Below are 19,171 nucleotides of genomic sequence, written 5' to 3'. Positions count from 1 at the left end.
CCGAGGTCCTCGCCACCGGCTCCCACGAGTGGGAGAACGTCTACGCCGACAAGCTGTGGACCTATTCGCTGGATGCCGTCTGGTCGGGCCTGCAGGCCGCCTATGCCGAGCTGGTCGAGAACGTCCGGCAGCAGCACGGCGTCACCCCCGAGCGCTACGCCGCGATGGGTGTGTCGGCGATGATGCACGGCTACCTCGCGTTCGACGCCGACGGTGAGCTGCTCACCCCCTTCCGCACGTGGCGCAACACCAACACCGGCGTCGCCGCAGCCGAGCTCACGGAGCTCCTGGGTGTGAACATCCCGCTGCGATGGTCGATCGCGCACCTGCACCAGGCGGTCGTGGATGCCGAGCCGCACGTCCCCGAGATCCGCTTCCTCACCACCCTCGCCGGGTACGTGCACGGGAAGCTCACCGGCGAGAAGGTCCTGGGCGTGGGCGACGCATCGGGCATGTTCCCCATCGACTCGGCCACCCGCGACTACGACGCCGAGCTCGTCGCGCGCTACGACGGCCTCGCGGCCGGGCGCGTCCCGGCGCTCGCCGACCTGCTGCCGCGCGTGCTCGTGGCAGGGGCCTCGGCCGGCAGCCTGACCGACGACGGGGCGCGGCTGCTGGACCCGAGCGGGATCCTGCGTCCCGGCATCCCGTTCGCTCCTCCCGAGGGCGACGCGGGCACGGGCATGGTCGCGACCTGCGCCGTGGCGCCCCGTACGGGCAACGTGAGCGCCGGTACGAGCATCTTCGCTATGGTCGTGCTCGAGCGCCCGCTGGCCGAGGTGCACCACGAGCTCGACCTGGTCACGACGCCCTCGGGCGACGCGGTCGCGATGGTGCACTGCAACAACGGCGCGAGCGAACTCGCCGCCTGGGCGAACATGTTCACCGCGTTCGCCGCCGCCGCCGGCACCCCGGTGACTCCGGATGCCACGTACGCGGCGCTGTTCGACGCGGCGCTGGGCGGCGAAGCCGACGCCGGCGGACTGCTGGCGTACAACCACCTCGCCGGTGAGCCGATCGCGGGTCTCGAGGAGGGCCGCCCCCTCGTGGTGCGCACCCCCGACAGTCGTCTGACGCTGCCGAACTTCATGCGCGCGCAGCTGTACGGCGTCTTCGGAACGCTTGCGCTCGGCATGGCGGTGCTCCACGCCGAGGGCGTCGGCCTCGACAGGATGTATGCGCACGGTGGCATGTTCCGCACCGCGGGGGTCGCGCAGCGCTTCCTCGCGGCGGCGCTCGACGCACCCGTCGCCGTCGCCGAGACGGCGTCTGAGGGCGGCGCGTGGGGTATGGCCGTGCTCGCGGCGTACGTCGCCGACGGCGCCGGCCGCGACCTCGACGCCTACCTCGCCGAGGTCGTCTTCGCCGACGCGCCGATCGTGACGGCCGAGCCCGAACCGGCCGACGTGGCCGGCTTCTCGGCCTACCTCGACCGCTACCGCGCGGGACTGGCCGTCGAGGCCGCCGCCGTGGCATCCCTCTGAAGACCCGAAAAGGAACAGTCATGACCCGCACTCCCCTCAAGAACGACCTCGACGGCTACGAGGTCTGGTTCGTCACCGGCAGCCAGAACCTCTACGGCGAGGAGACCCTGAAGCAGGTCGCCGAGCAGTCGCAGGCCGTCGTCGAGGGCCTGAACGGCCTGCCGGTGAAGGTCGTCTGGAAGCCCGTGCTGAAGGACTCCGACAGCATCCGCCGCATGGCCCTCGAGGTCAACGGTCGCGACGACGTCATCGGCGTGATCGCCTGGATGCACACCTTCAGCCCCGCGAAGATGTGGATCTCGGGTCTCGACGCGCTGCAGAAGCCGCTGCTGCACCTGCACACGCAGGCCAACGTCGAGCTGCCCTGGAACGACATCGACTTCGACTTCATGAACCTCAACCGGGCCGCCCACGGCGACCGCGAGTTCGGGTACATCCAGACGCGCCTCGGCGTCTCGCGCAAGACCGTCGTCGGCCACGTGTCGAACCCCGCCGTGCGCCAGCAGATCGAGGACTGGGAGCGCGCCGCCGCCGGCTGGACCGCCGCGCGCACCCTCAAGCTCGCGCGCTTCGGCGACAACATGCGCTTCGTCGCCGTCACCGAGGGCGACAAGACCGAGGCCGAGCTGCGTTTCGGCGTGCAGGTCAACACGTGGGGCGTCAACGAGCTGGTCGAGGCCGTCGAGAAGGCATCGGATGCCGACATCGACGCCCTCGTGCAGGAGTACGTCGACAGCTACGACGTCGTCGAGGAGCTGCTCCCCGGCGGGGCGCGCCACCAGTCGCTGCGCGACGGCGCCGCGATCGAGCTGGGCCTGCGCTCGTTCCTCGAGGAGGGCGGCTTCGGCGCCTTCACCACCTCGTTCGAAGACCTCGGCGCGCTGAAGCAGCTGCCGGGTCTCGCGGTGCAGCGCCTGATGGCCGAGGGCTACGGCTTCGGCGCCGAGGGCGACTGGAAGACCGCGATCCTCGTGCGCGTCGCGAACGTGATGGGCGCGGGCCTGCCCGGCGGCGCCTCGCTCATGGAGGACTACACCTACGACCTGGTTCCCGGCAGCGAGCGCATCCTCGGCGCCCACATGCTCGAGGTCTCGCCGTCGCTCACCACGAAGAAACCGCGCCTCGAGATCCACGAGCTCGGCATCGGCGGAAAGGACGACCCGGTGCGCCTGGTCTTCACCGCCGACGCGGGTCCCGCGCTCGTCGTCGCGATGAGCGACATGCGCGATCGCTTCCGCCTGGTGGCCAACGTCGTCGAGAACGTCGACGCCCCCGACCTGCCGAAGCTGCCCGTCGGCCGTGCCGTGTGGAAGCCCGCCCCCGACTTCGCCACCTCGGCCGGCTGCTGGCTCGCCGCCGGTGCCGCGCACCACACCGTCATGACGACGGCCGTGGGCATCGAGGTGTTCCGCGATTTCGCGGAGATCGCCAAGACCGAGCTCGTCGTGATCGACGACGACACCACGGTTCGCGGTTTCCAGAGCGAGCTGCGCTGGAACCAGGCGTACTACCGCCTGGCCCAGGGCCTGTAAGACCCGTCGCCCCGGGAGCCGCACTGCCCCGGGGCGACGCGGCGCTCGCGCCTCCCGTTCGCTCGGGATGCGCGCCGCGCGTCGACACGACGCACGGAATGTGCCCCGGGACCGGCGCAGCGGTGGGCTGCGCGGGTCCCGGGGCACTTCTTCGTTCCGTGGGAGTACCGTCATCGCTCACCGATCTGGTGGCGATCGCCGCGGCGACCCTCGTCCCACTTATGGGGGTGCATGTCCCATTTCTTGCCGGTTCGAAGGCGCCGGGGCCGCCAAAAGTGGGACAGGGATGCCGCGCCCACCGCGGGCGCCGCCGCGGCAGCCGAAAGTGGGACAGGGATGCCACGCCCCACCGCGGCTTCGAAGAGCGGAGGGTCGCTTCAGCGGCCTCTGTCCACCCGCCCGTCGTCCCCCACCGTCGCGGTCACAGCCGCTGGCCCAGTGCCCACAGCCGATCCGCGCGGCCCGAGATCGCCTCGGAGAGCGCGAACGCCTGCGCGTCGGTGAGCGAGGCGACGTAGTCGACGATGCCGCGGGCCCGCGCGAGTCGGTCGACGTCGGCGGGGCGGCGGTCCGCGGGCAGGGCGGCGTACTGCTCGTGCACGAGCGCGATGAGCTCGCGCAGGCGCCGGGGCGTGCGGGCGCGGTCGAGGTCGTCGTCGAGCCACTCGCCGAGGGCGCGCACCGACCGGGCGAGGATGCGACTCATTCCGCGCTGCTGGATCGCCAGGTCGGGACGACTGAGCACGAAGCGCTTGTGCACGAACTTCAGCACCTCGACGTGGTGCCAGGCCGACGCCGACAGCACGACGGGACCGGCGCGCGGGGTGTCGAGCGGACGCAGCTGCGCCGACTCCTGGAACCGGCGGATCCACCGATCGGTGAAGGCGGCGAGGCGGCGCTCGGCCGTGAGCGAGCCGTCGAAGGGTCGGGCCAGCAGGTCGGTGACCATCTCGGCATCCACGTCGCTGACGGCGGCGAGGAAGGCCTCGTCGTCGGCGATCCAGGGGTCGTCGCGGCGCATCTTGCGGCGCAGGCGTTCCAGGCCCGCTCCGGGGGCGAGCTCGGCGCGCACCTCGGCGTCGTCGCGCGAGCGCCACTCCAGCACGTCGTCGAGCCAGCCGCGGAACTCCGCCGCGATGGGGGCGTGGTCCAGGATGCCGGCGCGGTAGAAGTCGTCGACGTCGTGCACCGAGTAGGCGATGTCGTCGGCCAGGTCCATCACGGCGCCCTCGATGCTCTGGCGGAGGGGGTCGGCATCCACTCCCCGGCGGGCCTCGTCGAGGTCCGCGAGGTCGAGGTCGTAGGCGGAGTACTTGTGCACGCGGTAGGTGCCGTCGGGGGAGGGGCGGATGCCGCGGGGCGGGCCGATCCGATCGACCTCGTCGTGCGACACCGACGGTGCCCAGGGGTATTTCGCCGAGGCCGCACGCACCGCGGCGGTGAGGTTGAGACCGCGCGGGGCCGTCTCGATCACGTCGAGCGCGGTGAGGATGCGGTAGGTCTGCGCGTTGCCCTCGAAGCCGTCGGGCAGCCCCAGCTCGTCGCGGGCCAGGCGGTTCAGCGTCGACTCGCCGAGGTGCCCGAACGGCGGGTGACCGAGGTCGTGCGCGTAGGCGGCGGCCTCGACTACCGTGGCGTTGCACACGTCGCCCTCGCCGGCGCGACGCGAGCGGGTGTTCAGCTGCAGCGCGACGCCGCGAGCGATCGCGCTCACCTTGAGCGTGTGGGTGAGGCGGTTGTGCACGGGGGCTCCGCTGATCGACGGCGACACGACCTGCGTGACGGCCGACAGGCGCGAGAAGTACGGCGAGAACTGGATGCGCTCGAGATCGATCGACCACGGATCGTGCACGTCGTCGCGGTCGGAGAAGATCCGGGATGCCGTGTTGCCGACGACCGTGCCGCGTTCCGCCCGCGCGTCGGTGAAGGTACCGGGAGTCCGGGCGCCGGGCGTTTCGGCACCTGGCGCGGCGGGACCGGGCGCGGCGGACGCCGGGGCGTCGACGCGGGCGTCGGCGGTCGGGGGAGCGGTCTCGTCGTGCAGGGTCATCGGGTCCTTCCGCGGCGTCGATGGCGTGGACCCACGCTAACGCGGATGCGGGTCGCGTTCGCCGCGCGACGGCATCCCCCTCCCCGCCCCCGGCTCCCCGGCGCCCCCGGGGGAATGCCGAGTGTCCCGGACACGCCGCGCGGGTGCGCGCGGACGCGGCGTGTCCGGGACGCTCAAGGGCGGGGTCAGGCCCGGCGCACCTCGACCTCGACCATGCGGGCGTCGTCGGCGCCCAGCTCGTAGGTCGGCCCGGTAATACGCACGCGCACCGCCTCGTCGACGACGGCGCACGAAGGGCCGAGGCGCAGCTCGAGCTCTCCGGCCTCGACGACGCGGCGCAGCGCGCGATCGCTGTAGGCGAGCCGCGAGGCCGGCACGGTGAAGCGCACCTCGGCACTCTCGCCCGGCTCGAGCTCCACGCGCGCGTACGCCACCAGCTGCGCGACCGGCCGCGTGACGCTCGCCACCGCGCGGTGCGCGTACACCTGCACGACGTCGGCCCCGTGCCGGGTTCCGGTGTTGGTCACCTGCGCCGACACGGTGAACGCGTCGCCCGCGCGCACCTCGGCGGAGGGTCCGGAGGCCGGGACCGCCTCGTCCGCGCGCGAAGCGGCGGCCGCGACCCCGTCCACCCGCAGCTCCCCGCGCGCGAACGTCGTGTAGGACAGTCCGAACCCGAAGGGGCGAACGGGGGTGGGATCGGTGCTCGTCACGCCCGAGGGCCCTCCGAGCAGCGGATGCAGGTACGAGTACGGCTGCGCACCCGCCGAGCGGGGCAGCGACACGGGCAGGCGCCCCGAGGGGGTGGCATCCCCCGCCAGCAGGGCCGCGAGTGCCGGGCCGCCCTCCTCGCCCGGGAAGAAGGCCTGCAGCACGGCGGCGGGACCGGCGGCGGTGTCGAGCGCCCAGTCCAGGGCGTACGGACGCCCGGTCAGCAGCACGAGCACGACCGGGGTGCCGGTGGCCACGACGGCCTCGACCAGCTGACGCTGCACGCCCGGCAGGTCGAGCGAGTCGGCGTCGTTGCCCTCGCCGACGGTGCCCCGCCCGAACAGTCCCGCGCGGTCGCCCACCACGACGATCGCGACGTCGGCCTCTCGGGCCGTCGCCACCGCGGCATCCAGTCCCGAGAGGTCGGTTCCCTCGACGGTGCAGCCCTGCGCGTACGACACCTCGCCGAAGCGCTCCGTGACGGCGTCGCGCACCGTCGGCAGCGAGAAGCCGAGCGGCACCCCCGGGTGATGAGCGAGCACGTGGTTCGCGAACGAGTAGCACCCCATCAGGGCGTCGGTGCTGTCGGCGTTCGGGCCGATCAGAGCCACACGGCCGGGAGCGCCGAGCGGCAGCACCCCGTCGTTGTGCAGCAGCACGACCGACTGCTCGGCCAGGCGGCGGGCGAGCGGCCGGTGCTCCGCGTCGTCGAGGTCGATGCCGGTCGGGGGCGTCGAGAAGTCGGCATCCAGCAGCCCGAGCTCCTCCTTCTCGGAGAGCACGCGCACCACGGCGCGGTCGACGACCGCCTGATCGAGGGCGCCGGATGCCACTCGCTCGGCCAGGTGCGGATACGCGTCCGGTCCGGGCAGCTCGACGTCGATCCCGGCCTCGAGGGCCAGCTGCGCCGCCTCGCCGCGATCGGCCGCGACGCCGTGCATCGAGCGCAGGAACTCGACGGCGAAGTAGTCCGAGACGACCGTGCCGTCGAAGCCCCATCGGCGCCGCAGCAGATCGGTCAGCAGCTCGCGCGACGAGGCCACGGGCACGCCGTCGATCTCGGTGTACGAGTTCATGACGCTGCGCACCCCGCCGTCGCGGACGGCCATCTCGAACGGGGGCAGGAAGACGTCCTGCAACTCGCGCGGTCCCGCGTGCACGGGAGCGTGGTTGCGTCCGGCGCGGGAGCCCGAGTATCCGACGAAGTGCTTCAGCGTCGCGTGCACGCCCGCGGACTGCAGGCCCCGCACGTACGCGGTGCCGATGGTGCCGACGACGTACGGGTCCTCGGCGATGCACTCGTCGACGCGTCCCCACCGGGCGTCGCGCACCACGTCGAGCACCGGTGCGAGGCCCTGGTGAACCCCGACCTCGCGCATCGAGCGTCCGATCGCGGATGCCACGAGCTCGACCGCCTCGGGGTCGAATGACGCGCCCCACGCGAGCGGGGTGGGGAAGGTCGCGGCCTTCCACGCCGCGAAGCCGGTCAGGCACTCCTCGTGGACGAGGGCGGGGATGCCGAGCCGCGTCTCGGTCTGCAGACGTCGCTGCTCGCCCCACAGCCACGCGGCCCGTTCCCCCGGGTCGACGGGGCGGGTGCCGTACACGCGGGTGAGGTGACCCAGGCCGTGCACGGTGGCATCCGCGTAGGCCGTCGACGTGACCTTCTCGCCCGAGAGGGGGGCGACGACCTCGTCGCCCTGGTCGACCCAGTACCCGACCAGCTGCGCGAGCTTCTCGTCGAGGGTCATCTCGGCGACGAGCGCCCGGACGCGGGCCGACGTTCCGGCTGCGCGGGCAGCACCGACGTCGGTGTGGTGGATGGTCATGTCTGGTCAGCCCTTCACGGCGCCGGTGAGGCCGCCGACGATCCGACGCTCGAACACGCTGAAGAACAGCAGCGCCGGGATCATCGACAGCGAGGTGAATGCGAGCACGCGGGCGGTGTCGACGGAGTACTGCGAGGCGAACGCCTGCGTCCCCAGCGGCAGCGTGTACGCGGCTTCGTTGTTGAGGATGAACAGCGGGAGCATGTACGAGTTCCAGCTGTTGACGAAGGCCAGGATGCCGACGGTCACCACCGCGGGGACGGCGAGCGGCAGCACCATGCGCCAGAAGAAGCCGAGGCGGCCGAGGCCGTCGATCGAGGCGGCCTCCTGCAGCTCCTGGGGGATGGCCGACAGGAACGGCGAGAGGATGATGATGGTCAGCGGCAGCGCGAAGGCGATCTGCGGGATCACGACGCCGGCGAGCGAGTTCATCAGGCCGAGGTTGCGCACCAGGATGTACAGCGGCGTGATCGCGACCGTCATCGGGAACATCAGCCCGGCCGTGAACAGCGCGAAGACCACGCCCCGCCCGCGGAAGCGGTAGCGGGCGAGGGCGAAGGCGGCCATCAGGCCCAGGGCCACGACGAACACGGTCGTGGCGATCGCCGCGATCGCGGAGTTGCCGACCTGGCCCCAGAACACCCCGCTGGCGAGGACGTCGGCGTAGTTCTGCCAGTTCCACGTGGTCGGCAGCCCGGCCGGGTCGACGGTGATCTCGGCGTTCGAGCGGAAGCCGCCGAGGATGATGTAGACCACGGGGGCGAGCATCATGCCGATCAGCAGCAGGGCGACGAAGCCGACGAGGATCGAGGACGACCGCCGCGATCCGGCGGCGACACGGCGCGGGGCCTTCGGGGTGACGAGGGTGGCGGTGGCGGTCATTTTGTTCCTCCGGTGAGGGCGCCCGCGGTGTCGCGTCGCAGCACGAAGCGCTGGTAGACGAGGGCGACGGCGAGCGAGATGAGGAACATCACCACGGCGACGGCGCTGCCGTAGCCGAAGCTGCCGGCGTTGCGGCCGTTGGCGACCATGTACGTCGCCATGGTGGAGGTCCCGGCGGTCGAGGCCACGTACTGGCCCCAGATGATCCAGACCAGGTCGAACAGCTGCAGCGAGCCGATGATCGACAGGAACGCCCAGACCCGGATGGTCGGGCCCATGAGCGGCAGCACGATGTGCCGCTGGATCTGCCAGTACGACGCTCCGTCGATCGCCGCCGCCTCGCTGAGCTCTTCCGGGATGCCCTGGAGGCCCGCGAGGAACAGGATCACGGCGAAGCCGATGTACTTCCACGTGATGATGATGAGCAGCGTCCAGATCGCCAGCGCGGGGTCCGAGATCCAGTCGGCGCGGAGGGCGCCGAGACCGATCTTGTCCAGGGCGCCGTTGAGCGCTCCGCCCGACTGCAGCAGCAGGCCCCAGCCGAGACCGACGACGACCTCGGAGATGACGTAGGGCACGAAGATCAGCACGCGGATGAGCGACTGCGCGCGCATCTTGCGGTTCAGCAGCAGCGCCAGGCCCAGGGCGAGCGGGCCCTGCAGGACGAGTGACCCGACGACGATCAGGGCGTTGTGCCCGAGCGCGTCGTGGAAGGCGGGGTCGGTGAGGATCGTGACGTAGTTCTGGATGCCGACGAAGTCGACGGGGGTGCCGAAACCCGACCACCGGTAGAAGCCGTAGTAGGCCGCGAGGACGACGGGGAGGATGACGAACGACACGAAGACCACGAGCGCGGGGCCCAGGAGGATCGCGAGTTCGCCGCGGATGCGCCAGTTCTCGAGGCGCCGCCGCGCGGGCGGCCGCCCGGCCGAGGGGGCGCGGCGAGCGCCCTCCCCGGCCGGGCGGCGAGACCCGGCGTCGGTCGCCGTGGTGGCGAGCTGGGTGGTCATGTCGGTCGTCCTCAGCGCGCCGCGGCGGCGTTGACGGCGTCGACGATGCCCTGCGGGCTCCCCTGGCCGGCGAAGAGGTCCACGACGGCGACGTTGAGCGCGTTTCCGACGTTCTGTCCGTAGAGCGTGTCGAGCCAGACCGAGACGTACGGCGCGTCGGTGTACGCCTTCAGCGCCGACTGCAGGGCCGGGGTGGTGACGGCCGCGGTCGCCTCGCTCGAGGCGGGGATGGTCTGGAAGGCGTCGGCGTAACGCTCCTGGTTCTCCTGGTTGACCGCGAAGTTCAAGAAGTCGGTGCACTGCGCGGGGGCGTTGACCCAGCACGCGTACCCGTCGACGCCGCCCATGATGGCGCCTTCTTCTCCGTCGCCACCGGGAACCTCGGGGAAGGGGAACCAGCCGAGGTCGGGCAGGGGCTGCTCATCGGGCGTCAGCGAGGCGATGACCCCCGGGTTCCAGGCGCCCATGAGCTCCATGGCCGCCTGTCGGTTGGCGAGCAGTCCGGCCGAGGACCCGGCGCCCTGCTGCGCGGCGGTGGTGAGGAAGCCGTCGTTGAACGGCTGGGTGGCCAGGAACGACTGCAGGTTCTCGCCCGCCTCGATCCAGCACGGGTCGTCGAAGCTGCGGCTCGAGGCGGCCTGGTCGAGGACGTCCTTGGCGCAGGCGCGCAGCGCGAAGTTGTAGTACCAGTGCGCGGCGGGCCAGGCGTCCTTCGCGCCGACGGCGATCGGGGCGACGCCCGTGGCGCGGATCTTGGCGTTGGCGGCTTCGAGCTCGTCGATCGTGGCGGGGGCGGTGGTGACGCCCGCGGCCGAGAGGAGGTCCTGCGAGGTGAAGATGCCCGAGGGCAGCACCGCGACGGGCATGCCGTAGTTCTTGCCGTCGACCTCGAACGCCCCGAGCGAGTTGCCCAGGGCGGCCTTCGCCTCGGGCGTGATCTTGTCGGTGAGGTCCATCGCCTGCCCGGCGGCGACGATGTCGGCGAGCTTTCCGCCGCCGCGGGCCATGAAGATGTCGGGGGCGTCGCCGGCGTTCAGCGCGGTCTGCAGCTTGCCGTCGACCTCTTCGTTCTGCAGCGCCTGGATCTCGATCGTGACGCCGGGGTTGGCGGCTTCGAACGCGGCCGCGGTGTCCTCCCAGTACTTCTTCCCGTCGCCGGTGGTGGAGTTGTGCCACATCGTCAGGGTGACGCTGCCGTCGGCGTTCTGTCCGCCGGAGCCGCCGGCGGCGCAACCGCCGAGGGCGAGGGTGCCGGCGACGGCGAGGGCCGTTCCGGCGATGATCTTGCGCGTGTTCATGTGATGCCCGTTTCTCTTCGTCGAGTGCGTCGCGGGACGCGTCGGTGTCGGCTGCTCTGCCGGGGTCGCGGGCCGTTCGTCACGGCCGTTCGTTCGTCCCCGGTGGGTGTGCGGCCCGCCGAGGTCTCAGCAGTGTCACCCGGGCGCGAAGGGGTCGTCAAACGTTTTCGAAAATGATTTCCACGCTAGGGTCGGATGCCATGAACAGGCGCGCCACGATTCACGACGTCGCGGCGGCCGCCGGGGTGTCGGTGGCCACGGTGTCCAAGGCGGTCAACGGTCGCTACGGTGTCTCGCCCCAGACCGTGGGGCGCGTGCTCGACGCGGTCGAGGCCCTCGGCTACGAATCCAGCCTCGTGGCCAGCAGCATGCGCTCGCGGCGGACCGGGGTGATCGGGGTGCTCGTCGCCGGCATCGAACCGTTCTCGGCCGAGATCCTCAAGGGCGTCGGGGGAGCACTGTCGGGCACCGGCTACGACCTGCTGGCCTACACCGCCGCCCGTCGCGACGGCGAGGGGTGGGAGCGCCGCTCGCTCAGCCGGCTGAGCGGCACCCTCATCGACGCGGCGATCATCGTCACCCCCACGGTCGTCACCGTCTCGGGAGAGGTGCCCATCGTCGCGATCGACCCGCACACCGGTCGCGGCGACCTGCCCACGGTCGAGTCCGACAGCTACACCGGAGCGCAGCAGGCCGTCCACCATCTCGTGCAGCTGGGGCACCGCCGGATCGGTTTCATCGCCGGTCGGCCCGACCTGCGCTCCGCGGTGGCCCGCGCCTCGGGGTATCGAGCCGGACTGTCGGCCGCCGGCATCCCGTTCGATCCGACCCTGGTCGGGGTGGGTCGCTACGAGCAGGACGTCGCGCGCGAGGCCGCGCACGCGATGCTCTCCCTCGACGACCCGCCGACCGCGGTGTTCGCCGCGAACGACCTGTCGGCCCTGTCGATCGTCGATGTCGCGCGCGAACGGGGGCTGCACGTGCCCGACGACCTGTCGGTCGTGGGCTTCGACGACGTCCCCGAGGCCGCGCGGGCGCAGCCCGGGCTCACCACCGTCGGCCAGCCGATGAAACGCCTGGGCGCCGAGGCGGTGCGCATGGTCCTCGCCCTGCTGGCGGGCGAGACCCTCGCGCAGACGCACATCGAGCTGCCCACGCGGCTGGTCGCGCGCGGGACGACGGCTCCGCCGCGCTCGCGCTGATCCGGCATCCTGTCCGCCCACCCGGCATCCATCCCCGGCACGCCGCGCCGCACCACCCCGCCGCTCCGGTACCGTCGAAGAATGCCTATCGCGAGCAGTAAAGACGACGAGGTCGACCTCCTCATCGACGCCTGGTCGCAACTTCTGCCCGAGGTCGACCTCACCCCCCTCGACGTGATGTCGCGCCTGCGTCGGGCGGCGTTCCATCTGTCGAAGCTCCGCGCCAAGGCGTTCGCGAGCGCTGGCATCGCGGTGTGGGAGTTCGACGTGCTGGCCGTCCTGCGCCGAGCGGGTACCGAACTCAGCGCCACGCGCCTGATCACGGCGACGATGATCGGCAGCGCCGCGATGACCAACCGGCTCGACAAGCTCGCCGAGCGCGGCCTGGTGCACCGGCGTCCCAACCCCTCGGACGGGCGTGCGATCCTCGTCGCGATCACCCCCGAGGGGATCGAACGGGTGGATGCCGCGATGACCGAGCTCGTGCGACTCGAGGCCGAGGCCCTGCGCGACGTCAGTCGCGCCGATCAGGCCTTGCTTGCGAGCGCCCTGCGCGTGCTCGCGGCGGGCGAGACGCACGAGGCGTGATCGCCCTCGCCGACGCCCTGGCCGAGCGTCCCGTCATTCTGGACGGGGGACTCGGCACGCTGCTCGAGTCGCGCGGCAACGACGTCACGAGCGCCCTGTGGTCGGCGCGGGTTCTGCGCGACGACCCCCACGAGGTGCGCGCCGCCCATGCCGAGTTCGTCGCCGCCGGCGCCGAGGTGGTCATCACCGCGTCGTATCAGGTGGGTTTCGGGGGCGACATCCCCGACGCCGAGGTCGAGGCGCTCCTGCGCCGGTCGGTGTCGGTCGCGCGGGACGCCGGCGACGTGGTGGTCGCGGCATCCGTCGGTCCTCTGGGGGCGCTGCGCGCCGATGGCAGCGAGTACACCGGCGCGTACGGCCTGTCGCTCGACGACCTGCGCGCAGCCCACCGTCGCCGGCTGCACGTGCTCGCCGAGGCCGGGGCCGACGTGCTCGCGGTCGAGACCATCCCCTCGCCGCTCGAGGTTGAGGCCCTCGCCCTCGAGCTCGCCGACGTCGACCTGCCCGCGTTCGTGAGCCTGTCGGGCGACAGCTCGGGCTTCGCCGCTCCCGGCGCGCGCGCCCGATCGCTGCGACTCGCGGCCTCCGTCCCCGGTGTGCTCGCGGTGGGAGTGAACTGCTGCGCGCCCGCGTCGGTGGGTGCGGCTCTGTCCGAGGCCCCCGGGGTCCCGCTCGTCGCGTACCCCAACACGGGCGAGACCTGGGATGCCGCGACCCGCACCTGGCGCGGAGGGTCCGCCGCCCTGGCCGACGACGCCCCGTCGTGGGTCGCCGCCGGGGCGCGGTTGGTCGGCGGGTGCTGTCGATCGACCCCCGCCGACATCGCCGCGATCGCGGCGGCCGTCCGGCGCTGAGTCCCCGCGGTCGCTAGTCGAAGTCCGCCGCCAGAGCGTTCCGGTGGTACTCGAAGATGATGCTCGTCCGGGTGGAGGCCACGCTGTGCCGCGCCGAGAGATGATCGACGACGAAACGTCGTACGGCCGAAGAATCATCGACGGCGATATGCACGAGGAAGTCGTCCGCCCCGCCGAGGAAGAACAGCTGGATCACGTCGGGATGCCGCCGGATCTCATGCGCGAAGGCGCGGATGCTCTCCTGTCGCTGGCCGGGCCGCAGGGTGACGCCGACGATCGCCTGCAGCCCCCGTCCGAGGCGGCTCTGGTCCACGGCGGCGTGGAACCCGGTGATCAGACCGCGCTCCAGCAGCGCGCGCACGCGAGCATGGGCGGTGGATGCCGCCACCCCCAGCGCCTCGGCCAGTGCGGCGTTCGTCATGCGGGCGTCCGCCGAGAGCAGCTCGATGATCCGGGCGTCGAGCGGGTGCAGGTCGTCGTCGGTCACCGTAGATCCTTCGCCGTGAGGGGGTGGGGGAGGTCTCGGCATCCGCTTCCGGTTTCGAGAACATCCGTGTGATCGAAGGATATTCGGAGAAACACCCACGAAACACTTCTTTCTGCGATTCTCTCGGCATCGCTCATCCGCTCGAGGAGGAACCCATGCGCGTGTCCGTGCCCACCGAGATCAAGAACAACGAGAACCGCGTCGCCATGACGCCCGCGGGGGTCGACGCCCTCGTCCATCGCGGCCACGAGCTGTTCGTCCAGGCGGGAGCGGGCGAGGGGAGCGGCTTCTCGGACGAGCAGTACCGCGCCGCCGGCGCCGAGATCGTCGCCACGGCCGACGAGACGTGGGCGCGGGCCGAGCTGCTGGTCAAGGTCAAGGAGCCCATCGCGCCCGAGTACGCTCACCTGCGCCCCGACCTGACGCTGTTCACCTACCTGCACCTCGCCGCCGACCGCCCGCTGACCGACGCCCTGGTGGCGGCGGGAACCACGGCTGTCGCCTACGAGACGGTGCAGACGCCCGACCGCGCGCTCCCGCTTCTCGCGCCGATGAGCGAGGTCGCCGGCCGACTGTCGATCATCGAGGGCGCGCACCACCTGCTGCGCGCCTCGGGCGGGCGGGGACTGCTGCCCGGCGGTGTCCCCGGCACCCCGCGTGCGAAGGTCGTCGTGATCGGCGGCGGTGTCGCGGGAGAGCACGCCGCGGCCAACGCGCTGGGCCTGGGGGCTCGCGTGACCGTCGTCGACATCTCGCTGCCGAAGCTCCGTCAGCTCGAGGAGCGCTTCGGCGGGGCGATCGAGACGCGCGCGTCCACCCGTCTCGAGATCGCCGAGCAGCTGGCCGACGCCGACCTGGTCATCGGGTCGGTGCTCATCCCGGGTGCCGCGGCCCCCAAGCTCGTCACGGACGACATGGTCGCCGCGATGAAGCCCGGGTCGGTGCTCGTGGACATCGCGATCGATCAGGGCGGGTGCTTCGAGGGGTCGCGCCCGACGACCCATGACGCGCCGACGTTCCGCGTGCACGAAGCCCTCTACTACTGCGTCGCCAACATGCCGGGCGCGGTTCCGCACACCTCGACCCGCGCCCTGTCGAACGCGACGCTGCCCTACATCATGCGCATCGCCGACAACGGGTGGGAAGCCGCCGCCGACGCGGACCCCGCGCTCGCGAAGGGCCTCAACGTGCGCGCCGGCGTCGTCGTGAACGAGGGCGTCCGCGCCGCCTTCGACCTCTGATCCCCGGTTGAGGTGGCTCAGGGACCTCGTGGCGGGTCGGTCCCTTCGACGGGCTCGGGGACCGCGCGGGAGCGACGGTCAGGCGCGCACCCACGCGTAGGTGATCTCGGGGCGACCCTGACCGCCGTACCGGGGGACCCGGCGGACACGGCCGACGTCGGCCAGGTGCTCGAGATAGCGTCGCGCCGTGACGCGGGACATGCCCTCGCTCTCGCCGACCTCGGTCGACGACACGGCGCCCTCTGCCGTGCGGACGCGCTCGGCGACCGCCTGCAGCGTCTCGTCGCCGAGCCCCTTGGGGAGCGTCGGGGCCGCGACCGTGCGCAGCGATCCGAGCAGAGCGTCGACCTCGGACTGGGTGGCATCGCCCGCGGCGCGGTCCAGGCCCTCGACGTACGTCCGGTAGGCCTCGAGCCGCTCCCGGAACGCCGCGAACGCGAACGGTTTGATGAGGTATTGCACGACGCCGGTCGACACCGCGGCGCGGACGGTCGCGGCATCCCGCACCGCCGTGACCGCGATGATGTCGACGCCCGATCCCATCGCCCGCACGCGCCGCGCGACGTCGAGGCCGCCGCCGTCGGGCATGGTCATGTCCAGCAGCACGAGGTCGATCTGCCGCCCGGGGTCGGTGATCGCCGTCAACGCGGCGCGGGCGCCCGACGCCTGCCCGGCGACCGCGAAGCCCGGTACGCGCTCGACGTACGCCGTGTGCAGCTCGAGCGCGAGGGCGTCGTCGTCAACCACCAGTACCCGGATCACGGGCCGACCGCCGGAGCGACGGCGGGGAGGAGCACCCGCACGGTGGTCGGGGCGTCGCCGACCTGCAGCGTGCCCCCGCGGGCGGCGACGATGTCGCGCACGAGCGTCAGACCCACGCCCCGTCCGCCCGGCGCGAGCGCGGTCTTGGTCGACGCGCCGAAGGCGAAGGGGTCGACCAGGGCGGGGTCGAAACCGGGGCCGCTGTCGACGACCTCGACGAGGACGTCGTCGCCGCTGTCGCGCAGCGTCGCGCGCACCCAGCGGGGCTCGGCGCCGGCGGCCGCGGCATCCAGGGCGTTGTCGACGAGGTTGCCGACGACGGTGACCGCCTCGGCCGCGGCGAGAGGGAGCGCCGGGGTGGGTTCGGCCACGTCGATGTCGAGGCGCACGCCGCGTTCGGCGGCGTCGTCGAGCTTGCCGAGGAGCAACGCCACGACGGTGGCGTCGTCGTCCGAGACCAGGCGGTCGGCGAGTTCCTGTCTCTCCCCGGTGGATGCCACGATCAAGCGCCGTGCCTCGTCGATGCGACCGAGTTCGAGCAGAGCCAGCAGGGCGTGCAGCCGGTTGCCGTGCTCGTGCGTCTGCGAGCGCAGGGTGTCGCTCAGCGTGCGCACACCCTCCAGTTCGCCCAGGAGCGCCTGCAGCTCCGAGCGGTCGCGCAGGGTCATCACCCGTCCGCGCTCGGGCGCGCGTCGACCGTTGAGGTCGCGCGCCTCCTCCTGGTTGACCAGCAGCACGCGCTCGCCGGTGACGACGGTCTCCTCGACCATGCGCCGCCCGGTCGCGATGGCATCGGCGAGTCCGGCATCCATGTCGATCGTCCGCGGGTCCAGCGAGACCTGCCCGCTCGTCGCGGGAGGAAGCCCCAGCAGGTCGGCGGCTTCGTCGTTGTAGAGCACGATGCGCCCTGACCGGTCGGTGACGACGAGCCCCTCGCGCAGCGAGTGCAGGACCGTCTCGTAGCTCTCGACGAGACGCGACAGCTCGGTGGGCGTGTACGAGCCGGTCACGCGTCGCGCGCTGCGGCGGACGTAGAGTGCGCCCAGCACGCCCATGCCGACGATGGCGGCGGATGCCAGGACGATGAGCGGGGCGCGAGCGGCGATGTCCTGCTGCACGGCGCCGAGGGTCACGCCGACCGACACGAGTGCCACGATGGGTCCTTCTTCGGCGCCGTCCCCGCGGATCGGCGCGATCGTGCGCACCGACGGTCCCAGGGTCCCCTCGTACACCTCGGTGAACGTGCGTCCCGCGAGCGCCTCGTCGCGCGAACCCAGGTAGGGATCGCCGATCTCGGAGCGATTGCGGTGGGTCAAGCGGGTGCCGTCGGGCGTCATGATCGTGACGAACGACACGTCGGCCTCGGCGAGGATCTGCTCGACCATGGGCTGCAGGGTGCCGGAGTCCCGGGCGGCGGCCAGCTGGGCGACGTCGGGTTCGTGCGCGATCGTCTCGGCCACCGATCGCGTGACCTTCTCGGCCTCGCGCTGACCCGAATCGCTCAGCTGCACCGACAGCAGGGCCGCGAGCACGCCCGCGACGAGGATGACGACGCCCAGCGACACCAGCGCCAACCGCCCGCCCACGCTCAGCCGCATGCTCACCGCCCTTCGTCGCGCCTGCCGTGAACAATACGACCACAAATCGTCACCGCGCTCGCCGTCGACCACAGTCGTGACATCCACCCGGCGCCTCCGCCGGACAACGAAGACGTTAGGAAAGGGATAGGCGCTGATGGCTCTCTCACTCCGCACCACTCGCGACGGTCGGCCGCGTAAGAAGATCGACCGCAACCACTGGCTCTACATCGCCGTGATCATCGCCGTCGCCGGCGGCATCGTCGTGGGCCTGGTCGCCCCGGCCTTCGCCACGACCCTCGAGCCGATCGGCAAGGGCTTCGTCAGCCTCATCAAGATGATGATCGCCCCGGTCATCTTCTGCACGATCGTCGTGGGCATCGGCTCGATCGCGAAGGCCTCGACGGTCGGCAAGATCGGCGGGCTGGCGATGATCTACTTCCTGGTCATGTCGTCGTTCGCGCTGATCATCGGTCTCATCGTCGGCAACATCATCCACCCCGGCGAGGGGCTGAACATCGCCGGTGCGCAGTACGACGCCGTTCCCGAGGCCACCACTACGCAGGAGTTCATCCTCGGCATCATCCCGACCACCTTCTTCTCGGCCTTCACCGGCGGCAGCATCCTGCAGGTCCTCTTCATCGCCCTGCTCGTCGGCTTCGCCCTGCAGGGCATGGGCGAGCGCGGTGCGCGCATGGTCGAGGGGATCCGCAACTTCCAGGCGCTCGTCTTCCGCATCCTCGGCATGATCCTGTGGCTCGCCCCGATCGGTGCGTTCGGCGCGATCGCCGCGGTCGTCGGCAAGACCGGCTTCCAGGCCGTGATCAGCCTCGGCATCCTGATGGGGGCGTTCTACCTCACGTGCTTCCTCTTCATCACCCTGGTGCTGGGCGTGCTGCTCTACGCCGTCACCCGCGTCAACATCTTCACCCTGATGAAGTACCTCGGCCGTGAGTACCTGCTCATCGTCGGCACCTCGTCCTCCGAGGCCGCCCTGCCCCGCCTGATCGCCAAGATGGAGCACCTGGGCGTGTCCAAGCCCGTCGTGGGCATCACGGTGCCGACCGGCTACTCGTTCAACCTCGACGGCACGGCCATCTACCTGACCATGGCGTCGCTGTTCATCGCCAGCGCGATGGGCACGCCGATGTCGATCCCCGAGCAGATCGGCCTGATGATCTTCATGATCATCGCCTCGAAGGGCGCCGCGGGTGTCACCGGTGCGGGCCTCGCCACCCTGGCGGGCGGTCTGTCGGCCTACCGTCCCGACCTCGTCAACGGCGTCGGCGTCATCGTCGGCATCGACCGTTTCATGTCCGAGGCCCGCGCCGTGACCAACTTCACCGGCAACGCGGTCGCGACGATGCTGATCGGCGTCTGGACCAAGCAGTACGACGGCGAGCGCGTCCGTCAGGTCCTGGCGGGTCAGATCCCCTTCGACGAGTCGCTCCTGACCGGTCATGACCACTCGGCCACTCCCGCGGCGGATGCCGAGGAGCAGGCGTCGCTCCAGGCCGGTACCGGTCCCGCGCCGGTGGACACCCAGGCGCTCGACGCCTTCCGCGCTCAGGCGGAGGCGGAGGCGGCGGCCCGGAGCCGCTCGTGACGCTCGCGCACACCCCGGCGGGGGCGGCTTCGGCCGCCCCCGCCCCCGCGCGTGTCGC

General features: G+C 71.7%; 15 protein-coding genes. 7 read left to right on the top strand and 8 right to left on the bottom strand.

Annotated features, from left to right (window positions below; genetic code table 11):
* The coding region (locus tag QZ433_RS07330; RefSeq protein WP_295781341.1) for an FGGY-family carbohydrate kinase at positions 1-1,484 on the top strand (1,484 nt) is incomplete at its 5' end.
* A 20-nt stretch (positions 1,485-1,504) separates the two neighbouring features.
* Entirely contained in the window at positions 1,505-3,016 is a 1,512-nt protein-coding gene (araA, locus tag QZ433_RS07325; RefSeq protein WP_295781338.1) for an L-arabinose isomerase, read from the top strand.
* 421 nt (positions 3,017-3,437) lie between these two features.
* Here the strand turns inward: araA and dgt are convergent, their stop codons facing one another.
* The 5 genes from dgt to QZ433_RS07300 form a co-directional block, all read right to left on the bottom strand.
* A complete protein-coding gene (dgt, locus tag QZ433_RS07320; protein ID WP_295781335.1) occupies positions 3,438-5,066 on the bottom strand; it encodes a dGTP triphosphohydrolase in 1,629 nt (542 codons plus the stop codon).
* A gap of 185 nt (positions 5,067-5,251) precedes the next feature.
* On the bottom strand, positions 5,252-7,606 hold the full coding sequence (locus tag QZ433_RS07315) for a glycoside hydrolase family 3 N-terminal domain-containing protein (protein WP_295781332.1): 2,355 nt from the start codon (positions 7,604-7,606) through the stop codon (positions 5,252-5,254).
* Between the two features lie 6 nt (positions 7,607-7,612).
* Complete coding sequence (locus QZ433_RS07310; protein ID WP_295781329.1) at positions 7,613-8,488, bottom strand: carbohydrate ABC transporter permease; 876 nt, start codon at positions 8,486-8,488, stop codon at positions 7,613-7,615.
* Positions 8,485-9,498 carry a sugar ABC transporter permease gene (locus tag QZ433_RS07305; protein ID WP_295781326.1) on the bottom strand — a complete coding sequence of 338 codons (1,014 nt, stop codon included), beginning with the start codon at positions 9,496-9,498 and terminating at the stop codon, positions 8,485-8,487. The genes QZ433_RS07310 and QZ433_RS07305 overlap by 4 nt, the downstream gene beginning before the upstream one ends.
* Before the next feature lie 11 nt (positions 9,499-9,509).
* Positions 9,510-10,796 (bottom strand): extracellular solute-binding protein, encoded by a 1,287-nt coding sequence (locus QZ433_RS07300; RefSeq protein ID WP_295781324.1) that lies wholly within the window; start codon positions 10,794-10,796, stop codon positions 9,510-9,512.
* A gap of 200 nt (positions 10,797-10,996) precedes the next feature.
* Here QZ433_RS07300 and QZ433_RS07295 point away from each other — a divergent pair, with 200 nt between their 5' ends.
* The 3 genes from QZ433_RS07295 to mmuM all read left to right on the top strand — a co-directional run bounded on the left by QZ433_RS07295 (position 10,997) and on the right by mmuM (position 13,440).
* Positions 10,997-11,998, top strand: coding sequence for a LacI family DNA-binding transcriptional regulator (locus QZ433_RS07295; protein WP_295781319.1), 1,002 nt, complete (start codon positions 10,997-10,999; stop codon positions 11,996-11,998).
* Positions 11,999-12,079: 81 nt separating this feature from the next.
* Complete coding sequence (locus QZ433_RS07290; RefSeq protein ID WP_295781317.1) at positions 12,080-12,586, top strand: MarR family transcriptional regulator; 507 nt, start codon at positions 12,080-12,082, stop codon at positions 12,584-12,586.
* Positions 12,583-13,440, top strand: a complete 858-nt coding sequence (gene mmuM / locus QZ433_RS07285; RefSeq protein WP_295781314.1) for a homocysteine S-methyltransferase — start codon at positions 12,583-12,585, stop codon at positions 13,438-13,440. The genes QZ433_RS07290 and mmuM overlap by 4 nt, the downstream gene beginning before the upstream one ends.
* 13 nt (positions 13,441-13,453) lie before the next feature.
* Here mmuM and QZ433_RS07280 read toward each other — a convergent pair whose 3' ends face one another.
* Positions 13,454-13,927, bottom strand: coding sequence for an Lrp/AsnC family transcriptional regulator (locus QZ433_RS07280; protein ID WP_295781310.1), 474 nt, complete (start codon positions 13,925-13,927; stop codon positions 13,454-13,456).
* Positions 13,928-14,082: 155 nt separating this feature from the next.
* Here QZ433_RS07280 and ald point away from each other — a divergent pair, with 155 nt between their 5' ends.
* On the top strand, positions 14,083-15,168 hold the full coding sequence (gene ald / locus QZ433_RS07275; RefSeq protein WP_295781307.1) for an alanine dehydrogenase: 1,086 nt from the start codon (positions 14,083-14,085) through the stop codon (positions 15,166-15,168).
* 78 nt (positions 15,169-15,246) lie between these two features.
* Here ald and QZ433_RS07270 read toward each other — a convergent pair whose 3' ends face one another.
* A complete protein-coding gene (locus QZ433_RS07270) occupies positions 15,247-15,930 on the bottom strand; it encodes a response regulator (RefSeq protein ID WP_295781305.1) in 684 nt (227 codons plus the stop codon).
* Complete coding sequence (locus tag QZ433_RS07265) at positions 15,927-17,528, bottom strand: ATP-binding protein (protein WP_295781343.1); 1,602 nt, start codon at positions 17,526-17,528, stop codon at positions 15,927-15,929. Before QZ433_RS07265 ends, QZ433_RS07270 begins: the two co-directional genes overlap by 4 nt.
* A gap of 136 nt (positions 17,529-17,664) precedes the next feature.
* Here QZ433_RS07265 and QZ433_RS07260 point away from each other — a divergent pair, with 136 nt between their 5' ends.
* Positions 17,665-19,113 carry a cation:dicarboxylase symporter family transporter gene (locus QZ433_RS07260; RefSeq protein ID WP_295781302.1) on the top strand — a complete coding sequence of 483 codons (1,449 nt, stop codon included), beginning with the start codon at positions 17,665-17,667 and terminating at the stop codon, positions 19,111-19,113.
* Positions 19,114-19,171 lie beyond the last annotated feature (58 nt).

The sequence above is a fragment of the uncultured Microbacterium sp. genome (assembly GCF_913776565.1).
Taxonomy (GTDB): Bacteria; Actinomycetota; Actinomycetes; order Actinomycetales; family Microbacteriaceae; genus Microbacterium.
The sequence above is the reverse complement of the archived record's forward strand: the minus strand, read 5'-3'. Positions and strand labels throughout refer to the sequence as shown.

What these genes read in the sequence shown, in the direction of transcription:
- dgt (WP_295781335.1), bottom strand. Translation starts at nt 5,066, where the DNA reads ATGACCCTGCACGACGAGACCGCTCCCCCGACCGCCGACGCCCGCGTC.
- QZ433_RS07315 (WP_295781332.1), bottom strand. Translation starts at nt 7,606, where the DNA reads ATGACCATCCACCACACCGACGTCGGTGCTGCCCGCGCAGCCGGAACG.
- ald (WP_295781307.1), top strand. Translation starts at nt 14,083, where the DNA reads ATGCGCGTGTCCGTGCCCACCGAGATCAAGAACAACGAGAACCGCGTC.
- QZ433_RS07265 (WP_295781343.1), bottom strand. Translation starts at nt 17,528, where the DNA reads ATGCGGCTGAGCGTGGGCGGGCGGTTGGCGCTGGTGTCGCTGGGCGTC.
- QZ433_RS07310 (WP_295781329.1), bottom strand. Translation starts at nt 8,488, where the DNA reads ATGACCGCCACCGCCACCCTCGTCACCCCGAAGGCCCCGCGCCGTGTC.
- QZ433_RS07300 (WP_295781324.1), bottom strand. Translation starts at nt 10,796, where the DNA reads ATGAACACGCGCAAGATCATCGCCGGAACGGCCCTCGCCGTCGCCGGC.
- QZ433_RS07295 (WP_295781319.1), top strand. Translation starts at nt 10,997, where the DNA reads ATGAACAGGCGCGCCACGATTCACGACGTCGCGGCGGCCGCCGGGGTG.
- araA (WP_295781338.1), top strand. Translation starts at nt 1,505, where the DNA reads ATGACCCGCACTCCCCTCAAGAACGACCTCGACGGCTACGAGGTCTGG.
- QZ433_RS07260 (WP_295781302.1), top strand. Translation starts at nt 17,665, where the DNA reads ATGGCTCTCTCACTCCGCACCACTCGCGACGGTCGGCCGCGTAAGAAG.
- QZ433_RS07305 (WP_295781326.1), bottom strand. Translation starts at nt 9,498, where the DNA reads ATGACCACCCAGCTCGCCACCACGGCGACCGACGCCGGGTCTCGCCGC.
- QZ433_RS07290 (WP_295781317.1), top strand. Translation starts at nt 12,080, where the DNA reads ATGCCTATCGCGAGCAGTAAAGACGACGAGGTCGACCTCCTCATCGAC.